Annotated in this window: 19 protein-coding genes and 1 riboswitch; of the genes, 6 read left to right on the forward strand and 13 right to left on the reverse strand. The window is 35.4% G+C overall.

Translation table 11 applies throughout. The features are described 5' to 3' along the window. Positions 1-123: 123 nt before the first annotated feature. The 9 genes from ACQKMI_RS00005 to ACQKMI_RS00045 form a co-directional block, all read right to left on the reverse strand. Complete coding sequence (locus tag ACQKMI_RS00005) at positions 124-786, reverse strand: zf-HC2 domain-containing protein (protein WP_427486599.1); 663 nt, start codon at positions 784-786, stop codon at positions 124-126. Positions 787-790: 4 nt separating this feature from the next. Then, positions 791-1,273: an RNA polymerase sigma factor gene (locus ACQKMI_RS00010; RefSeq protein ID WP_427486601.1), complete on the reverse strand. Its 483-nt coding sequence runs from the start codon at positions 1,271-1,273 to the stop codon at positions 791-793. A 277-nt stretch (positions 1,274-1,550) separates the two neighbouring features. Next, positions 1,551-2,384 carry a DUF4037 domain-containing protein gene (locus ACQKMI_RS00015; RefSeq protein ID WP_427486602.1) on the reverse strand — a complete coding sequence of 278 codons (834 nt, stop codon included), beginning with the start codon at positions 2,382-2,384 and terminating at the stop codon, positions 1,551-1,553. Between the two features lie 225 nt (positions 2,385-2,609). Beyond that, a complete protein-coding gene (locus ACQKMI_RS00020; RefSeq protein WP_323646978.1) occupies positions 2,610-3,242 on the reverse strand; it encodes a LysE family transporter in 633 nt (210 codons plus the stop codon). 527 nt (positions 3,243-3,769) lie between these two features. Further along, entirely contained in the window at positions 3,770-4,783 is a 1,014-nt protein-coding gene (locus ACQKMI_RS00025; protein ID WP_427486604.1) for a copper amine oxidase N-terminal domain-containing protein, read from the reverse strand. Positions 4,784-4,868: 85 nt separating this feature from the next. Next, positions 4,869-5,480: a hypothetical protein gene (locus ACQKMI_RS00030; protein ID WP_427486605.1), complete on the reverse strand. Its 612-nt coding sequence runs from the start codon at positions 5,478-5,480 to the stop codon at positions 4,869-4,871. Between the two features lie 259 nt (positions 5,481-5,739). Then, positions 5,740-6,627 (reverse strand): GNAT family N-acetyltransferase, encoded by an 888-nt coding sequence (locus ACQKMI_RS00035; protein WP_427486606.1) that lies wholly within the window; start codon positions 6,625-6,627, stop codon positions 5,740-5,742. Between the two features lie 12 nt (positions 6,628-6,639). After that, positions 6,640-7,989 carry a S41 family peptidase gene (locus tag ACQKMI_RS00040; protein ID WP_427486607.1) on the reverse strand — a complete coding sequence of 450 codons (1,350 nt, stop codon included), beginning with the start codon at positions 7,987-7,989 and terminating at the stop codon, positions 6,640-6,642. 341 nt (positions 7,990-8,330) lie between these two features. Continuing rightward, entirely contained in the window at positions 8,331-9,800 is a 1,470-nt protein-coding gene (locus tag ACQKMI_RS00045; RefSeq protein ID WP_427486608.1) for an amidase, read from the reverse strand. A gap of 131 nt (positions 9,801-9,931) precedes the next feature. On the opposite strand from ACQKMI_RS00045, the gene ACQKMI_RS00050 reads away from it, so the two are divergent. After that, a complete protein-coding gene (locus tag ACQKMI_RS00050) occupies positions 9,932-10,663 on the forward strand; it encodes a response regulator transcription factor (protein ID WP_427486609.1) in 732 nt (243 codons plus the stop codon). Positions 10,664-10,851: 188 nt separating this feature from the next. Here the strand turns inward: ACQKMI_RS00050 and ACQKMI_RS00055 are convergent, their stop codons facing one another. After that, complete coding sequence (locus ACQKMI_RS00055) at positions 10,852-11,592, reverse strand: tetratricopeptide repeat protein (RefSeq protein ID WP_427486610.1); 741 nt, start codon at positions 11,590-11,592, stop codon at positions 10,852-10,854. 668 nt (positions 11,593-12,260) lie between these two features. Here ACQKMI_RS00055 and ACQKMI_RS00060 point away from each other — a divergent pair. The 3 genes from ACQKMI_RS00060 (at position 12,261) to nspC (ending at position 15,083) form a co-directional block, all read left to right on the forward strand. Further along, positions 12,261-12,467, forward strand: a complete 207-nt coding sequence (locus ACQKMI_RS00060; protein WP_427486611.1) for a hypothetical protein — start codon at positions 12,261-12,263, stop codon at positions 12,465-12,467. A gap of 250 nt (positions 12,468-12,717) precedes the next feature. After that, on the forward strand, positions 12,718-13,947 hold the full coding sequence (locus ACQKMI_RS00065; RefSeq protein ID WP_427486612.1) for a saccharopine dehydrogenase family protein: 1,230 nt from the start codon (positions 12,718-12,720) through the stop codon (positions 13,945-13,947). Then, on the forward strand, positions 13,944-15,083 hold the full coding sequence (gene nspC, locus ACQKMI_RS00070; protein ID WP_427486613.1) for a carboxynorspermidine decarboxylase: 1,140 nt from the start codon (positions 13,944-13,946) through the stop codon (positions 15,081-15,083). The genes ACQKMI_RS00065 and nspC overlap by 4 nt, the downstream gene beginning before the upstream one ends. A 43-nt stretch (positions 15,084-15,126) precedes the next feature. Here nspC and ACQKMI_RS00075 read toward each other — a convergent pair whose 3' ends face one another. Beyond that, positions 15,127-16,014: an amidase gene (locus tag ACQKMI_RS00075; RefSeq protein ID WP_427486614.1), complete on the reverse strand. Its 888-nt coding sequence runs from the start codon at positions 16,012-16,014 to the stop codon at positions 15,127-15,129. A 44-nt stretch (positions 16,015-16,058) separates the two neighbouring features. After that, positions 16,059-16,150: riboswitch (cyclic di-GMP riboswitch) on the reverse strand. Positions 16,151-16,306: 156 nt separating this feature from the next. Continuing rightward, the gene (locus tag ACQKMI_RS00080) at positions 16,307-16,513 is read right to left on the reverse strand and encodes a DUF6366 family protein (protein ID WP_427486615.1); all 207 of its coding nucleotides are present in this window, start codon (positions 16,511-16,513) and stop codon (positions 16,307-16,309) included. Positions 16,514-16,660: 147 nt separating this feature from the next. Between ACQKMI_RS00080 and ACQKMI_RS00085 the strand changes: the two genes are divergently transcribed. Then, positions 16,661-16,798 carry a hypothetical protein gene (locus tag ACQKMI_RS00085; RefSeq protein ID WP_427486617.1) on the forward strand — a complete coding sequence of 46 codons (138 nt, stop codon included), beginning with the start codon at positions 16,661-16,663 and terminating at the stop codon, positions 16,796-16,798. 257 nt (positions 16,799-17,055) lie between these two features. Beyond that, entirely contained in the window at positions 17,056-18,405 is a 1,350-nt protein-coding gene (gene glnA, locus ACQKMI_RS00090; protein ID WP_427486618.1) for a type I glutamate--ammonia ligase, read from the forward strand. A gap of 434 nt (positions 18,406-18,839) precedes the next feature. On the opposite strand, the gene ACQKMI_RS00095 is transcribed toward glnA, so the two are convergent. Further along, positions 18,840-19,322: an Lrp/AsnC family transcriptional regulator gene (locus ACQKMI_RS00095; protein ID WP_427486619.1), complete on the reverse strand. Its 483-nt coding sequence runs from the start codon at positions 19,320-19,322 to the stop codon at positions 18,840-18,842. Between the last annotated feature and the right edge of the window lie 183 nt (positions 19,323-19,505).

Below are 19,505 nucleotides of genomic sequence, written 5' to 3' on the forward strand. Positions count from 1 at the left end.
AGTATTTGGACGGTTATTTGGTATACACAAATTTAGTATAACATGATATTTTTATTATTTTTAATGAAAATTATTGACAACTATTAGCTGGTTTTGCGGTATAACTTCTATCTCATTTTTAAATCATTCAGCATCGTTCCCTTTATCATATAAATCTTTTATAGGTATTACATCGGTTTTATCTTTATATTGTATAGTTACCTTATCTTCATCCGTTAGTTTCTTCTTCTTCCCATTGTACAGTAATAGTGTGTTTTCATCTGCAAATGTGAAATAAATGCCACCCCCATCTTTTAGGAGTTTTGCTGGGGTAGAGAAATCGTTCCTTTTTTCATACACAAATATAGTATGTGCATACCCCTCATCTGTTAGTGCATTTGTTAAAATTATATAATGATTGTCCTTTTTTGCTTTGAATAAGAGCTTAGCCATCGTGCCCTGACTCTGAACGTTTGTTTCAACATTACTGGAACTTGCTTGCCACATATTTTCAAACACAAAGTAATAAGCAGTTATCAAAACAAGAAACATTGCTAGTAGTGATGATACGATAACTAAGATCTTTTTTCTATTTTTGGAGCGTACCTTTTTGAAATAATCAATGTTCCTTTTATCTTTTCTTCTCTCATTTTCATCATCTGAAAATAAATCTCCCTTCATTTTGTTTAAATAATTTCGGCATTCTTCACATTGATCCATATGTTTTTCTATCTGTTCGTTTGTTTCTTCACTTGTTAAATTATCAATATAAGCAGGAGCCAAATCCTTAAATACATTATGTTTCATAACCCTACTCACCCTTTCTGATTTCAAGTTTTGCTCTATAAAAAGTCACTCTTGCCCAGTTTTCTGTCCTTTCAAAAATTGAACCAATTTCTTTGAACGATAAGTCACCCAACAATCTTAAATAAAGTATTTCTCGTTTATCCTCACTGAGTTGATGAGCCTTTTTAAAAAACATAACTTTATCCTCGTTTTTTATATACTCATCTTCCAAGTCGTAAAATGTTGTGCTTTCACTTTTTAGTGAGTCCTTCAATTGTTGTTTTTTATTTGTATGGTTTAATTCTTGCAGCCATACGTTTTTAGCAATTGCACAGAGCCACGTGGAAAACTTGGCTTTACCATTATCGTGAAAGTTATTAATGGATTTAATCGCTTGATAAAATGTTTCTTGAGTTAGCTCCTCTGCTAAATCAAGGTTGTTTGTCAAAGTTAACAAGTATTTAAAAATAAAATCCCCATAATCTTGGTATATATTGTCCTTATCCACTGCCACCCTCCCTTTTCCGTCCGGCCATTCACCTATGTATCACAAAATTATTGATTTCGTTACAACATTTTTTAAAAAAAATGCATCTTTATAACAGATGCAGATATTCACTTATTCAATTAAATGGCCCGATTGTTGAACACAAGTTAAATACATTGTTGAACTAACCTTCCTCTATAAACATTGATGTATCAACTGCGCCGTTAGTTTAAGTAGAAAAAGGCTCTACTTCTTTTTGAAGTAAAGCACTCTGTTAGTTGAACAAAGACCTTTCTATTCAGTTATTTTTTGGCCTTAAGAATAGTGATTTATCAATAACATTAGATAAATCTATAGTTGGGTACTCACTTTGTATTAATTGATAAATTTCCTGTGTAATTACTTCTAATTCTCTTACACTATTTTTAGGTTGTCCCAATAAAATAGACGTAAGACGGTTCGATAAATTTTTGGGCGCAATTTTCATATTCTCTAGAGAATGTTTTTGCCATTTGAAAGCTGGATGATGAACATATAATCGATTTATTCCAAAAAGAATTCCCATTATATTTGTCTGTACTGAAACAATTACCTTATAGAGCATTAGCCAATCTTCGCGTGCAAGCAGAGCCTCACGATTATTCCACCGGTTACCCAAATTGAAATGATTTCTTATCATTGCCTCACTCAATTCTCGTGGATAAACCACTACTTTTTCCTTTAGTTGACTAATAACTTTCTCGCCACCAAGCGATATACCATCGTAAATTGAAGCTACAAGACATTGTTTATCTAAATTAGTATCAAAAGCCAAAGTTACGTCATTAATAATTTTTTGGATAGCAGATGTTAAAAAGTTACTTATTTCTAATTTAACCCCTTGAGTTATATATGTTTCAGACCATTCCTCTTCCTCATAAGGATGAAAATCAATAATACTTCCATTAACTGTATTAATAGAAGCTTGTCTATCCTCTTCCGTTGGACTATCTTTCCAAAATATAAATAACTCTATATCAGAATATTCATCGTGCCAATTACGAGAAATAGACCCCCCAAGCAGTACAGCCTCAACCTTAGAATTTTGCATATAAATTTTTGAAATTTCTGATGCCAATGACTTTAAATCCAAATTTATACCCCCTATATATCTTTGTATTTATAACAAATTCTAACAATTCTTTTCTTCAACTATCCTGCTCCGTTAGTTGAGTAAGACAAGATAAAACAACAATCGTTACGAACAGAATCATAAAAAATAGACCAAACATATTATATATATAAAATATGTTTGATCTATTTATTTACATACGTTCGAAGGTTGTCACCCTAAGATAACAATGCGATCGCACTTTTTTCATATATAGCTCTTAATAGCTTGTATAAATTCATAGATAAAATATCCGGCAAATCCAATTAGTAATACGCCCGCTACCATTGTAAGCGACTTAATGACCTTACGACTCATCGCTTTACGGGTAACCGAAATAATGGCCATCAAGCTTATATCATGTAACAATATGCCACTCAGAACCCCTGCAGCAATCACTAAAAAATTCGCTGACTCCCCTTGCCCATATGATTTAGCTAGCACAACACCGAAAACATTTACCCAAAATACTAGATTTCCAGGCGAAATTGCAACTAGTAAACCATTACGATAAGAAGTAAAAAATGATTTTGTCACTTTCTCTCCTGCAAGCGTAATATCATGATCAGCATTTTTAATAGAATCTAGTCCTAAAAGGAATAAAAAGCCAGCCCCTATAATCCACATAGGGATTTGAATGATAGGCATTGCTAAAATGGACGCTAGTCCCATATACAATGCAAAAACCAATACAATATCAATTGTCATACCACCAAGTCCGACAGCCCATCCATGCATAAACCCATTTTTTAGCCCTTGCTTTGTCATTTCTACTGTAATGGCCCCAACAGGCATGGCAATCGCAAGCCCTACCAGTACATACGCTACATATAAACTCAAATAAACACTTCTTTCATGCAATCAGATAAGTTTCATACGTCCGTTTATAGTTGTATTATAGCATAAAAATACAGAAATGTAACATTATACTAATATTTATTCATCCTCTTGCTATCATTTTATTAAATTATTTGTATGATATTTTTGGGAAACCTATTCCGATTGCTATTCATTTTTTTCTTATTAGAGCTTTTTTGTCTACTTAAAAGATTCCAAGTGAATATTTTTCTTTTTCACTAACAGCCTTAATATAAAGATGTTTCTTCGGTAATTTTTGGAAGCAAAAGTGCTGTTGATATCATCAAAAGAATATGGGAATGGGCGAAGTACGGTTCAAATATGGAAGAAGTTATAATCGATGAAGGACCAATAAATGATTACAAGTTGACTGGAAATATATAAAATTTGAAAATAAAATAGCTAGACAGATAGACCTTTGCCAGTTTGCGTAATAAAGGGAGAGTCGACCACAGATGATAAGGGTCGACTCCTTTTTGTTTTAGAGGAAGCTCAATTAACTGTCAAACTCAATAAATTTTTTCCCAAGAATACGATCTATATGGAGATGGCGTGACATAAAGAGAATTGTCCCTTTTAACAAATGTGATATATGCTTCACCCTTTTCTGAGGACGATACCCATTTGTATTCCTCTCGAAGAGTACCTTTACCTGATAATACTCCAGGACCACCCAATATTTTGACTACTTCATCATAGGTCATACCTTCTTTAATTGTAGCAGTACTCTCGGCTGTAACATCTGGGTAGCTTAAAATGGGTAAATCCTTTCCTTTATATATCATCATATTTAGATAATTTGTTTTAATGGGACCTGATATTATAATTTGATTGACGCCATCACGGAAAGCTTCTGGAGCCCCAAATAAGTCAACGCTCGGCTTTTTAGCAAAAAGATAATCAAGATCGATTGAATTAAAATGATCAGCATCAAGAGCTAGAAATTTTTCATAATTGACTGTAGGCTTACCAAAATCTCTCACCTTACGCAATTCTTTATCATAAACAGCCTTTTCAAAATCAGATGGGATTAAGTTCACACCTAAACTAGAAATATATATATCTGTGTTTTGATAATCCCAACGGACATCTATACCAAGCAATTCTCCTATAAATCTTAAAGGGACTACAGTTCTTCCATTAATAATCTGACTAGGTACATCTGATTGAATATGTTCTACATCTTCTGGACCGTGGTTATTCAAATAAGAACTGGAAGTTTTAGTAGCCGTTTTTTGGCCAATTGGTAAGGTAACCGTGTAGTTAGTGTTTTCGATAGAGTAAACAATAGTGACTACTTTCTTTTTCGAATCCCATTTCGTAACATTACCTAAATTTTCAGATACAAATCGAAGTGGCACAAGAGTTCGACCATTTTTTATTATAGGTTTTTGATCCAATACTACTTCTTTAGTGTTTACAAATACTTTAATAGTGTCGTTAGCACTAGCAGTATTATGAGATGTAAACAAAAGAGTTGTTGTAATGAAAGCTATTAAAACAAAATTTAATCTTTTTAACATCTTTCTCTCCTTATAAATCATAATTTATTATAAACACCTCTAAAAAGAGCTATTCAAAAATAATATCGGACTTTACCCAAAGGAGTCAACCAAATTCAACTATTTCTAATGTAACAAAGTTAGGGAGAAGTTTTAACACTTGCTCAAAGCTCGAAAATCTTCCCTCATTTGAATACAAATCTGTCCCTAAAAAATCATGACCTAACCAGAAGACAGTAGTCGGTTGATCAAATTGTAGGCAGACTGTATCTCTAATTTCGTCATATTCCCACGTTTTTTCTTCAAATTTGAAAGCTTGTTTATTGTTTGACCAAAATGTACTCATGATATGATTATGTTGCCAAATCATATTTGGGATAAAGTATGTCAATTCTTCACGATTGTTTATTGTTACAATAAAGAAATCGCTTGTTTGGGATGGGTGTATTTTTTCAAATATAATTTGTTTTTCTAAAAGTTCCTGCTGTAGCTCATCATAGATATCTACATCGTGATACATTTCTATCAAATAATAGATAGGATAATTTGATAGACTTTCTGTAAATTGTACAAGTTGTTCATTGGGTAATTCAGGAAAGTACATTGGCCCAATATTTAATGCATATTTGATATTTTTAGAAACATGAAATGGATTGCCGCCGTAAGATGGCGGTTTATTATAATATTTTTCAGGTAAATAGCCTACTTCTAATTTCATTAAATCCTACCTTTTGTATAATATTTTGTTTAATTGTAACTGTTCTTCATAAGAAATGTAATGTTAATAAAACCTCACTTTGGCATATCACGAAGAACCGTTTCGTAAGTACTATAGGTTCTTTCAGAAGAAAAAGTAAAATGCCAGTCCTGATGAGGGCTGGCACGGTTTTAGTTTAAAAGAACATTTCTTGCTTGAAGGCGTGTATTAATATACTAAAATCTTTTTAAATGTAAGACCGGCTAATATTAATTTCGACTTAGACTTTAAAATTTACTTTATTTAAACAATAACTACATAAGGTCGCCTTCTTTTTAAATCCAGCTTTATAATAAACGTGATTTGCCTGATCATTTTTATTATTTACATTTAGTGTGATTTGAGTGATTTCATCAAATCGAAACATTTCTGATAAAACCTCTTTCAGTAATATGGTGCCTATTCCCTTCCCTCTGTATTCAGGATTGATAGCTATATATTCTAAATGGGCTTCTTTTGCTGTTAAGTCCATCTCAAAATAAGCATATCCTTGAACGACCCCATCCATTTCCATAATTCTTAAAACATTGTCTTTATTTAATTGAACTCTATTTAAAATTGTATCTGCATCGTAATACGTTTTTGGAAATGCATTTGAATGAATCTTTTTAAATTGCTCATAATCGGATGCTTTATAATAACGACTAGTTATAGCCACTACAGTTTCAAAAGAATCTTTCGTAACTTCAAGTAATAAATGCTCACCTGTTTTATTGGCGTTTATTTGCTCCAGAAATGCTAATTGTCGAGTATTCAGCTCGTTAATGAAGAAATAAAAGGTCGAAATGAGTGGATACGTCTGCTGCAATGTGCAAAGTAATTTCTCTTGGATCGTTACATTTCCATTTATGGAGAATGGTCCCCACACTTCAGTTGAATCGTCGTCTATATCTAATCCAATAAGTGCTTGTATATTTTCATTATCGAAAGCAGCAACAATTGATGTAAATTCACCATCGATAAAATCTTCCTGTAATGTACGCAATAGTTCTTGTTCATTTTGACCACAATATCCAATGTTATGTTGTTCTTCGGTATTTAGCTGTGCAATAAAATGTGCAACTTCCTTTAATTCAGTTGGGTAAATTCTTTTGATTGTGTAACACATATTGTAATCTCCTTAAAGTGATTTTTCTTGATTTTGATGACATAAACGTAAAACATAATTTAGATCTATATCTTCTTGTAAATGTTGCGGTGTCCAAGGTATATAGATGTGTGGCTTTACGCCTGAATCATTGTAATGATATTTTTCATGCATTTTAGAAATGCTATAAACAAATTCGTAATCATCATAATCTACGGTTACGACATTAAAGAAGTCCATAATTCCCATCGTAGGGCGTCCAACTACGGTAACTTTTGCTGACTTCTTAACATTCTGGACAAATGTATCACCCGAACTTCCACAGGTTACATCCGTAAGAACATAAACATTTTTAGGGTTTATCTGACCTTGAATTGTATAATCCAATTCTTCTGGAACGACCATCAGCCCTTTCGCATAATTTGTTTCAAACGTTGTTATTTCTTCTTGAATCCATTTTTGCATTTCATCATCTAGTTCTTGTGTTAAATATTCTTTCAACTCTTTTATCCATAGAAGACAATTTCGGTCCGTGTAGTTTGTATACATCAATTCATCTTCATGAAATAGACTTCTAAATATTATTTCTCTATCAAATACGTAATTTAGGATTGGAAAATAAAAAAGGTCGTTCCCACCATAGTTCACTCGTACATCAATAATTAAATTATGTGAATGATCTAAATCGTTTTTATGATTGTTCAACAAGTTCAGAATAGGTTCAGCCTGGGAAAAATCCGTTATTTTTAGATACATCGTTTTGTTATCCAACTTTTTAAAGACATAACTCGGTTCATACGGAGACCGTTCATATGTGGCTAATGGTAAAATAAATTTATCATCATTTCGATTTACTAATACTCTTTTTGTTTGTCGTAATCCTACATTCCAATATTGTCTTTCTGGTACAGGATCCTCTAAAATTTTCGAATAGAGACTTTCAAATTTTTCAATCGTTAAGCCGTCCATCTCGAGTATTTCATCACCTATTTGTAATCGAGTTTCATATGTCACCTCTGTAACATATAAAGCATTTTGATAGCGTCGTACTTTAAATCCTCTATTCCGGATTACTGTCTTTTTCGCTTTAAATGATAAATGTCCATCTTTAAAATCGAGTAAATACGACTTTATTGTTTCAACAAAATCTTTATCCGTCATATCATTTGTAATGAGATAATTTTCAGGACAGTTAATATGCTTTTTATCTAAAAAGCCCGCATAATCTTTTTTCATTATTTGAGTTATATCTTCGAAGATTTGTCTTTTACTATGCATCGTATCATCCCATTCCTTTGAATTTGAATGTAAACGCAAAAACAAATAAAAAATCCCTCTGAAAATAGCTTCAGAAGGATTAGTAAATAAATTTATTGTGTACAAAAATAAGCCTCCAAAGAGGTAAGCTTTATAAAAGTATAATAAATGGACAGACTAATCCTATTTTTTATTTGAAAATGCATATACATTTTACGTGTAAAAATAGAATTATTTGTTCATCGTCCATTCATCATCCCTTCAAATATAGTACATTAATTATAACACACCCATGTTTAGAAAATTCAAAATCGTTTACCATTGTTGTAATCACTTTATATAAACATAGCACGAAGAACCGTATCGTAAGTAATAGACGTTTTTATAACAACATCTTATTAGAATGTCGTATATATTCGTAAACTAGCAAAAAGTAGGTACAAGAAAAAATCTTGCACCTACTTTTTTTATATTGTAGAAATTTCTGCAACCACTTCTGCACCTACATGTACGGCTGGTTTACGATCTTTCCATGGTGCAGATTCTTCTAATTGTTTTCCAAGCTGTAGAAGGGTTAACTCATCTGCGAAGCGTCCTGTAAATTGTAGCCCGATTGGTAAGCCAGACTTACTCATCGCAAGCGGCAATGATAACGATGGTTGACCTGTCGCATTAAACAAATTCGTAAACGGCGCGTATGTGAAAATTTGCTCTGTCCATTCAATCGCCGAGATATTTGGATTATCCGCATTAAGCTCGCCAATTTTCGCTGGTAATGTGCCGAGTGTTGGGCTTAAAAGCACATCATAATCTTCAAAGAATGTCGCTACTTGACGTGATACAAGTGCATTCGTATTAATGGCTTCTAATAGTGCGCTAGCTTTTAAGTTTTTGCCATATTCATAGCATTGCCAAATGGCTGCTTCAATATTATCACGTGAAGGTGTTTTACCTGTTAATTCTGCTGCCCCCACAATCATTTTATAAATATTTGCTGTCCATATATTTAGCGTTGCACGTGAAAATGGTGCTTCGTCGTAAACTGGTCGAGCTTCGACTACTTCATGCCCCAACTCTTCTAATAATTTTACGGCCTTATGTACGGCCTCGATACATTCCGGATCAACGAATGCACCAGAATTTGTTTCTGTAGTCCAGGCGATCTTTAATGGACGTACTTTTCGCTGAATTGCTTGACTGTAAGGCATTTCTGGGCTTTGAATAATCGAATAGCATCCTAAGTCCGGCCCAGCTACTTGGTCCAGTAATGTAGCGGTATCACGAATGGTTTTTGTCTGTGCAAATTCAATGGCTAGTCCATTTAATGCCTCACTATTATAAGGCCCCATTGGCACGCGACCACGTGAAGGCTTTAAGCCAACGATACCGCTGCATGAAGCAGGAATACGAATGGAGCCACCTCCATCATTACCATGGGCGATTGGGACGATGCCACTTGCGACGGAAGCAGCTGCACCTCCACTTGAACCACCAGGGCTATGGTCTAGATTCCATGGGTTACGTGTTGGACCATAAATGACAGCTTCCGTTGCGGCATTATAGCCGAACTCAGGTGTTGTGGTTGTACCGCTTAACACAAAACCAGCGTTTTTAAAACGTTTCATTAATTCGCTATCGACAGACATTACTGCATTTTCTGCAACACGACTGCCCATACTATGTGGCACTCCTTCGGCATGGAGTACAACTTCTTTAATTAAAAATGGGACACCTGCAAATGGTTGATTATCATTTAAAGTTGAAATCGCTTTTTCAGCCTGTTCCTCTAACACGCTGGCAACGGCATTAATCGAAGGGTTCACTTTTTCTATACCTTGTAGCGCTAATTTTGTAAGTTCTTGTGGTGTCACTTGCTTTGTTTTTACTAACTCCGCTAATCCAAGACCATCATATGATGCGTATTCCTGCAAATTCATCAGATCACCTCGTGAAAGTTTTGACTTACAAATTCATCTTAAATTGAAAAGAAAAAAATTGATATTACCCAAAAGGATAATTTGTTTTGAACGAGAATATATGAATCTAATAGAGAAAAGGAGGAATCGTTTTGTATGAACAAAAAGAGGTGGAGTATTTATTAGAAGCGACGTTTAAGATTTCAAATATGAATATGCAACAAACAAGCGAAGACTTTAAATTGAATATGTTGCAAGTATTGAGTGAATGTTTTCAATATGAGCATACGGTATTTTGGGAAGTGGCAGATGGGGAGTTAAATGAACAGCCTGTCTATTTCAACTTAGAGACTTATACGATACAAAATTATCTACATGAATTTAAATATTACGATCCTTTACACCCAGTAAATATGCGAAACCAACCCGAAATTCAACTAATGCAACGAAATGAAGTTATATCGATGAAGAAAAAGCAGTATTATGTTGAGCGCTTTTTACAAAAAAATGATTTTATAGATGAAATGGTTATGTATCTGTACAATCAGCAAAAGCCAACAGCGGCTATTGGCTTTTTGCGAAAAGAAGGAGAAATACCATTTACAGAGCAGGATAGTCAAAAGCTATTGTATATAAAAAGGATGATTGAAAATGTTTATTTTTTGCATCAATATGTTCAGCCAGGCGAATCATTGCGAATTACTCAACGCGAAAAAGAGCTGTTAATATATTTATGTAAAGGATTTAAAAATGCAGAAATAGCCAGTAATTTATATGTTAGTGAAAATACAGTAAAAAAGCATCTGCAAAATTTGTATCGAAAATTCCAAGTAACTTCCCGAACGCAGCTTGCATTAAAATATTCAGAAAGCTTTCGTGCATAAAAATAAGATATTGGATCGATAAAAACCGAGTGCTATTAAGATCTCTGTTGAGCAAAGAACTAAACTTTCATCCGAAGACATTTAGACTTAATTCGACACAATAATAATAAACAAGGCAAAGGTTTCATTATCAATCCCTACCTTGTTTATTATCTAATTACAACTTTTTGGGCAGCTTCTCATTCCTCTTATAGCATTTGCTTTTTCCATTTCGACAGCACGTCATTTGATTTCGCAATGTCCACTTTTAATGAAACCTGTTTATTAGAGCAACGTTTCTTAGCCTTTTCCCAAGCTTCTTCTAGAGCAGGTAAATAGCTTAAATTTTTTGTAGCTGCGACAAGCTGTAAAAAAATATTCCCTTGAATATAGTACCAACGAGGGTTCATACTATCTAGCTGAATTGCTTCTTCAATAAGACGTAGTGCCAAGTACGGACTGCCTTCATTGCGGCTCAAAAACTGCGCGAAGGCTCCCCAGTAAAGAGCTTTATTTGGTTGTAGTTTTATCGCTTCCGCATATTGCACAAGTGCTTTGTCATGCTCCTTCGCAAGTGCAAAATATTCAGCCATCGTATAATATGCATTCGCTTGTGCCTCGACCGATCCAGCTAATAATTCATCTACTACATGACCAAATTGCTTTTCATCCTCACTTCCTATATATGCAGCGAGGACATCTCGCTCTGGATAGGACCCATCTGTTCGTTCAACACTTTGCTTCATTTTTTCAGCAGTAGGAATAGGCATATTTGCATAACCGTTCGCTTCCAACATTGCGACGTGCTGTTGAATGGTTGGACATGATTCATGCTCTGTAAACGCAGTATTAGCTAAAAGTACTTTGGCTAATTGATAGCTTTCTTTCACATGACCATTTAAAAATAATTCATTTATCTGTTGGACTTGCTCATCAAACTGTTTGATCACTATATAAATCCTCACCTTCACCAAAAGAAAAGTCTTATAGGTATTTTACCATCTTTAAATCTAAAACAAACTAAATAGCAATAATTTTTCTATAATTCTCTTAATTTTTCAGCACTACCTCTATAGCAAAGAACTATACTAAATTACTTTTATTAAATTTCGATAATCACAATGATTTATCACCAAAAGGATGACATTTTTTAAACGTATGCTATGTAAATAAGTTGATTGGAGTGGAGACTGGGCGACTCCTCGGGGATCAGCGATGTAGAGGAACGAAGGCTAAAAGCATCACGTCCTGTGATAACGCCTTCGTGACCAACATCCTGTTGGCCCGAGACCCTGGAGCGAGCTCCGCGAGTGAAGCGACTCATCGGACGCCCCCAGGAAGCTCTGCTCTGCGCGAAAGCGAAGCGTCAGCGGCAAATGTTTTATCTGTGCGAAAGCGGAGCGGCAGCAACAAATGTTTTTCTGTAGCGAAAGCAAAGCGTCAGCTACAAATGTTTTACCTGTGCGAAAGCGCAGCGTCAGCAACAAAGCGCCCAGCCGGAACGGAAATCAACCCTACGTTATAGTGATAAGCCTCAAAATGAAAAAAGGTTGGATAAAGTTCTGAATTATGAGATAATTGAAGTGTATTTTCATTTTTGATATATAGGAGGGCTACTATGAATAAACGATTTCATTTTGTATCGCTTATTATTGGAAATTTATTAACACTAGGAGCTATTTTCATTTATGCTATGCAAAGTCAAGTGGATGTGGCCCTCAGCACATATGCCCTTGTGGTGGGGTTCTTAAGCACATCACTACTAATCTTTTTTTATTTATGGGGGGATGAAAAACAACAAATCTCTAATCGTTTTTCTAAATAACTCGGGTGACTTAAAATTACCACACTCATTGCACAAAAAAAGTTAATTTCCCCTTCTCTACATCAGTAGGTAAGGGATTTTTTTTCATGAAAAGCCTCTTTTTTCGTGGCATTCCCCTCTGAATACGACTAATTGTTGTTGAAAAATAAAAAATTTTGTAGAAAATTTAAAAAGAATGATTGAGTAGTAATTCAATTTTCTGTATAATCAGCTTGTTTGACAAAACTTATTTGAATTTGGGGGTAGACAATTGGGTAAAGCATTGATCATCGGAGCTGGCGGAGTAGCCAGTGTTGTGGTACACAAGTGTGTTCAAAATTCGGACGTATTTGAGGAGATTTGTATCGCAAGTAGAACTGTTTCAAAATGTGACGCTCTAAAAGAAAAACTAGACGGCGGAAAAACAAAGATTCATACTGCACAGGTAGACGCAGACAATACTGAAGAGGTTATTGAGCTTATTAAAGCCTTTGGACCAGAAGTTGTTATTAATGTGGCACTACCTTATCAAGACTTAACGATTATGGATGCTTGCTTAGCGACGGGTGTACACTATGTGGATACTGCAAACTACGAGCCACCTGAAACGGCAAAATTTGAATATAAATGGCAATGGGCTTATAAAGAGAAGTTCGAAAAAGCTGGCTTAACTGCTTTACTTGGTAGCGGTTTTGACCCAGGTGTAACGGGCGTTTTCACAGCTCATGCACAAAAACATGAATTTGATGAAATCCACTACATTGATATTGTGGATGCAAATGCTGGTGATCACGGCTACCATTTCGCAACAAACTTCAACCCAGAAATCAACATTCGTGAAATTACAGCGAATGGTCGCTACTGGAAAGAAGGCAAGTGGGTTGAAACTGCACCACTTGAGAAAAAAGAGGTTTATAACTTACCAGAAATCGGACCAAAAGATATTTACCTTTTATACCATGAAGAACTAGAATCACTTGCTAAAAACATTAAAGGTTTAAAGCAAATCCGTTTCTGGATGACATTCTCTGAAAAATACTTAACACACTTAAAAGTATTAGAGAATGTTGGTATGACTTCTATCGAGCCTATCGAATTTGAAGGACAAATGATTCAACCAATTCACTTCCTTAAAGCTGTACTGCCTGATCCAGCATCACTTGGACCACGTACAAAAGGAAAAACTAACATCGGTTGTATTATTCGCGGTCTAAAAGATGGTAAGGAAAAAACTTATTATGTGTACAATGTATGTGACCACGAAGAATGTTATAACGAGGTTGGCTCACAGGCAATTTCCTACACAACTGGTGTACCAGCAATGATTGGTGCAATGCTTGTGATGAACGGTCAATGGCGTAAACCAGGCGTTTGGAATGTCGAAGATTTTAATCCAGATCCATTCATGGATGCACTAAATAAATGGGGTCTACCATGGCAAGAAAGCCATAACCCAGAATTACTTGACCTAGAATTAGATGCAAAGGAATTCAGTCGATGAAGCCAATTGATTTCTCAAAAGTTCCGTCCCCTTCTTACGTAGTGGATGAACGATTATTAACAAAAAATCTAGAACTTTTAAAATCGATTCAAGATCGCACAGGCTGCCGTATTTTACTTGCCTTAAAAGGGTTTTCTATGCATTCAACGTTCCCATTAGTGGGTGAATTTTTAGCAGGGATTACATCTAGCTCATTATTTGAAGCTCAACTCGGCTATGAAAAAATGGGAAAAGAAGTTCATGTCTATGCACCAGCTTACGTGGAGCATGAAATGGACGAGCTACTTGGCTATGTTGATCATATTGTGTTTAATTCATTTAACCAATGGAACCAGTATAAGGACAAAGTAAAATCTGCTGGTAAAACAATTGAATGTGGTATTCGTATCAATCCTGAATACTCTGAAATTGAAACAGCACTTTACGACCCTTGCTACACGAATTCTCGTCTTGGCACAACTTTAGCCAACTTCGACAAGTCACAGCTTGACGGTATTGATGGCTTACACTTCCATGCTATGTGTGAGCAAAACTCAGATACGTTAGAGCGTATTATACAAGTTGTCGAAGAAAAATTTGGTGATGTTTTACATCAAATGAAATGGTTAAACTTTGGTGGAGGTCACCATATTACTCGTGAGGATTATGATGTAGAAAAGCTTGTGAATATCATTAATTACATTCAAGACAAGTATAACCTTCTCGTATATTTAGAGCCAGGTGAAGCTGTTGCACTTAATACAGGTTATTTAGTAGCAACTGTTCTTGATGTCCAGAAAAACGGTATGGACCTAGCAATTTTAGATACATCGGCAACTTGCCATATGCCAGACGTTCTAGAAATGCCATACCGCCCAATGATTATCGGTTCAGGTCAACCAAATGAGCTAGCTCACACATATCGTCTAGGCGGGCTTACTTGTCTTGCCGGTGATGTAATTGGTGATTATTCATTTGAACAACCTTTACAACCAGGCGATCGTCTAGTATTTACAGATATGGCCCATTACTCAATGGTGAAAAATCATATGTTTAATGGTGTAAACCTTCCATCCATCGTTTCTTATAACGATGAAGAAGGCATTAAAGTCATTCGTGAATTTAAATTTGAAGACTATAGCGGTCGACTTTCATAATACAAAGAAAATCCTCTCCAACTTATTGCTGGAGAGGATTTTTTTACGGCTTCATATTCATCCAACTATCAACATGATGAATGGCAAAACCATTATAGCTTGTTTTATTGGCATACTGTTTATGAACTTGTGCTAACTGTTTATTCATATAGGCCTCTCCATCATCATAGAAGGTAATATTATCTCCTTCATCAGAGGCTCCTGTTTCTACACCAATTACAATTGATTTATTTACTTTTTTTGCATAGTCTATTTCATGTTCAACAATTTTAATAATGTCTTTTGCAGCATCTCGATAAGCCATTATTGAAACACTTTCTACTTGGTCAATAACCCAGTCAGCTAATAATCCTTGACCAAATTGGTTATTATATGAAACTTCGTCAAACCAAAATGGCATATCTACTTCCAAAGGCAATTGTAATCGATCAGTATCCCCTTTCGCTCTAGTAAGGAGCTCTTGATAGGATTCAATCGTTTTTACTTGGTTCGAACTCCAGCCACTATTTAAGTAAGGCTCTACATCGAGATGAACTCCAGAAAATCGCTCTGTTGCAGCTGCATTTTCATTATATGTATGTAACCAATCAAACAGCTGATCCTGCATGTTATAACCTTCAGCTGATACCCAGCTTGCAGAACCATCCAACGCATATACTTTTATACCTTTTGACGTAGCTTTATCGATAAAACTTTTGTAATCATTACTTGCTATATCACTATTAATTTGTAAATATAATTTCTTTACTTGTTTGTCTTCTAAAAATGAGAGTACCCCTGATTCATCTTCGACAATCTTTGTCGTATCCCATAACCAAGTAGCCTTATCTTGCATGGACTTTGCGTCTACCTTTCCCATTGTTAATCCTAGCGTACTTACAATTGTTACTATAAAAACAATAATTGCTTTTGATAGTGAACGACTTACCATATGATAAACATCTCCATTCTATTTGCCGAGGCTCATAGAACGAACCTGGCAACCTGACGATCATGCACTAAAAAAATAGTGTTTAGACTCACGGCTTTGCGTCCTTCCCTTTCGGTGAAGTTTGCCTTTTACAGTAGTTTTCTTACCTTACATAATACGACGTTAGAAAGGAGATGTCTGTAGGTAAAACGCATAATTTTATTAACATCTTTTCGAATAAGATAATAAGAACACAGGTTATTTTTACTATATCAAAATAAAACAGTAGAAGTAATTATCTATAAAGATTGCTTTAACTGAAAAACAATTTGTACGTAATGTATCTTATAAATAACACTAAAATTAATACAAGCGCTTCTTTCCAACCCATACCATTTAAATTCCCACTACTCCCTCTATTGACTCCATCGTTTAGTGCACCAGTAGGATTGTTTTTTAATTCACTTTGTCTCAAACGCTCTCTTTTTTCTTCTGGTGTTTCCTTTTTCTTTGAATCCATGTGACAAATACCTCCCTAATAATAATTATTTACTTATTTATACTATAGATAGATATATTCGTAATTGCGTCCGAAATCAGCTTTGTGCTTAGGCCTGTAGATGTTTTTTTGCGAAAGAGAAGCGTCAGTAACAACTTGGTTTTGTCTGTGCGAAAGCGAAGAGACGGTAACAACATGAGGGCCGATACGATGTCAGTCATTTCGGTAATGCCACAGAACTTGGCGTTTTTTACCGATACATGTCAGTTAGCCGTTATCGCATTGAATGCGATGATTTTAGGCTAACATCCTATATTAACTCCTTTCCGAATTCCGTGGCACTCGCCGGATACTTTAACTCCCTTGTGAAAGTCTATATGCATTTTCCCTATCCTTTGATATTTTTTTTAATAAAATTTTTCTAAATACCAAAATAAAAGAATAATATTCATTTATTTTTAAAAACACAAAAATATAGATACTACAAATCAATTTAGTGTTAGTATTACTTACATGGAATGGCATTACATGTCATATAACCTAACACAGAGGAGGTAATCTACATGCTTACAATTGCAAATTATGAAAGTCAAGTTCAAGAAGTCAAGCGAATGATTAATGAACATATGGTTGAATTGTTACATTTACAATTCGTAGATATTGAAGGGACGCTTAAGCAAGTGACTGTTACAGTTGAACAATTAGAGGACGCAATAGAAGGAAGGATTATGTTTGACGGCTCTTCAGTTATTGGTTTTTCCCCTATCCATAAATCAGATTTATACCTTCAACCCGATTTAAATACTTTCGCAATTTTGCCTTGGTCTGTCGAAGCCAATTATTCCGAGGCTCGCTTCCTCTGTAGTGTTACAAATCCGGATGGTACTCTATATGAAGGAGACACACGGAACATATTAAAGAAAACTGTAGAAAGAGCTTCAAAACAGGGCTATACCATTTTTGCTGGTCCTGAACTTGAGTTTTTCTTATTCCAAAGAGATACGGATGGAAGGATTACGAATAAAACACATGATGAGGCAGGATACGCCGAACCCTCACCTAACGACCTAGGAGAACCTGTTCGTTTAGAAATTTATCGTGCTCTAAAAGCAATAGGGTTTACAATCGAAACAACTCATCACGAGAGGGCTATTGGCCAGCACGAAATCAATTTCAAATTCGCAGATGTACTTGAGGCTGCGGACAATGCAACCACTTACAAATGGGTCGTAAAAACAATTGCAAAGAAGTTTGGTTTGCACGCATCATTTATGCCCAAACCGATTTCTGGAGTCAATGGTTCTGGAATGCACGTTAATTTGTCTTTTTTTAAAGAAGGTCAAAATGCATTTTATGACGCATATGACGATCTTCAATTATCGGAGACAGCCTACCAGTTTATCGCAGGTTTAATGCAAAACGTGAAGAACTTTACAGCCATAACAAATCCACTTGTGAATTCTTACAAGCGCCTAGTCCCTGGCTATGAAGCACCTTGCTATATCGCTTGGTCCGCTTCCAATCGCTCTGCCTTAATCCGAATCCCAGCGAAAAGGGGCAATGCAACTCGTGTTGAACTTCGTTGCCCAGACCCATCTGCTAACCCTTATTTGGCGTTTGCGATAATTGCTTCTTCTGGTTTAGATGGTGTAGAAAAAGGACTGATTCCTGTAGATTCTATAAACGATGATATCTTCCATATGTCTAAAGAGGATCGAATGGATCGTGGCATTGAGGAATTGCCCGGAAGTCTGGAAGCTTCCATTGAAGCATTTGAAAATGGGGATATTGGCTTACATGTGCTAGGTGACCATGTTTTTAAAGAATACGTTGCTCTTAAGAAAGCAGAATGGAATCATTATCGCACAGTTGTTCACTCTTGGGAGCTCGAACAATACCAAGCTAAATTTTAGACTCTTCCTGCGAAGCATAACTCCCCTGTGAATATCTTGAATTCTGATTCCACCTTCATTCTATATAGACTAAAAAAAGAAAATTCATTTTACAACCTTAATTCGGTCACTCACTGGATTAAGGTTGTTCATTTTCCTCTGGATTAATTTGAAACCTCCTCTCAGATAATCTGAGATAGTTGCCTTGATAAGCCCAAAAGTCTACTTACTCTTTTCTTTGCCCGCCTTTGGATCTCATCAACTAAACGCGGAAAACATACGCTTAACAATCGCCATGAATAAAGCCGATTTTTCCTTCTTTAAGGAATCATCGGCTTTATTCTTTGGATTAAGGAACAGATTGACGAAGAAGTTAAAATAACCTCTATGACTTAAGAAATCGAAAGCCAGAATAAGGCATGTCGTCTTTCTATTATCATCGTAACCTCTGTTCGTTAAACGATAGGCAATATCGTAGTATGCTTGATTTCCCTGATTGAAACGATCGTTTGAATCCGCCCAACAAAGGTAAAATAATTTAATTTTCTGATAAATTTTTGCAGTTCGTCTTTATTTCTATTCGCTACTTTCAACATATAGTCGTACTCACCCGTTAGGCATTGAAACTCGAGTACCTCAGGCATTGATTTGATCTCCTGCTCAAACTCCTCAAGCTGTTCTACCTGATGAAGATTGGTGCTAAGAAAAATAAAGCATATTAGAGTAAAACCAAACATGCCTTGATCAAGGATAGCCACGTGCCGATTAATGAAACCCTCATTCTCAAGTCGTTTGACCCTTGCATGAGTGGCAGGAGGAGAAAGCTTGACCCGTCGAGCTAAATCTGCGTTACTCAACTGAGATTCTTTTTGAAGCAGATCCAGAATAAGCAAATCTAATTCATCCAAAGCCTTCTTAGCGGGTGTTGATTCTATCATAAAACCCCTCTTTTCTCGTATATTATTCCATATTATATATTTTCTACGGAATAAGGAAAAGAAAAAAATTATCGCTTATGCATAATTATTCGCCCCGATGCTTTGATTACTGTTCATTGACATCCTAGAAAAAAATCTCTCTGCATACTCAATATGGTCTAAGCTAGTTTAATATAGTTTTCC

This window comes from Lysinibacillus sp. NPDC097214, assembly GCF_050277945.1.
Lineage (GTDB): Bacteria > Bacillota > Bacilli > Bacillales_A > Planococcaceae > Lysinibacillus > Lysinibacillus xylanilyticus_B.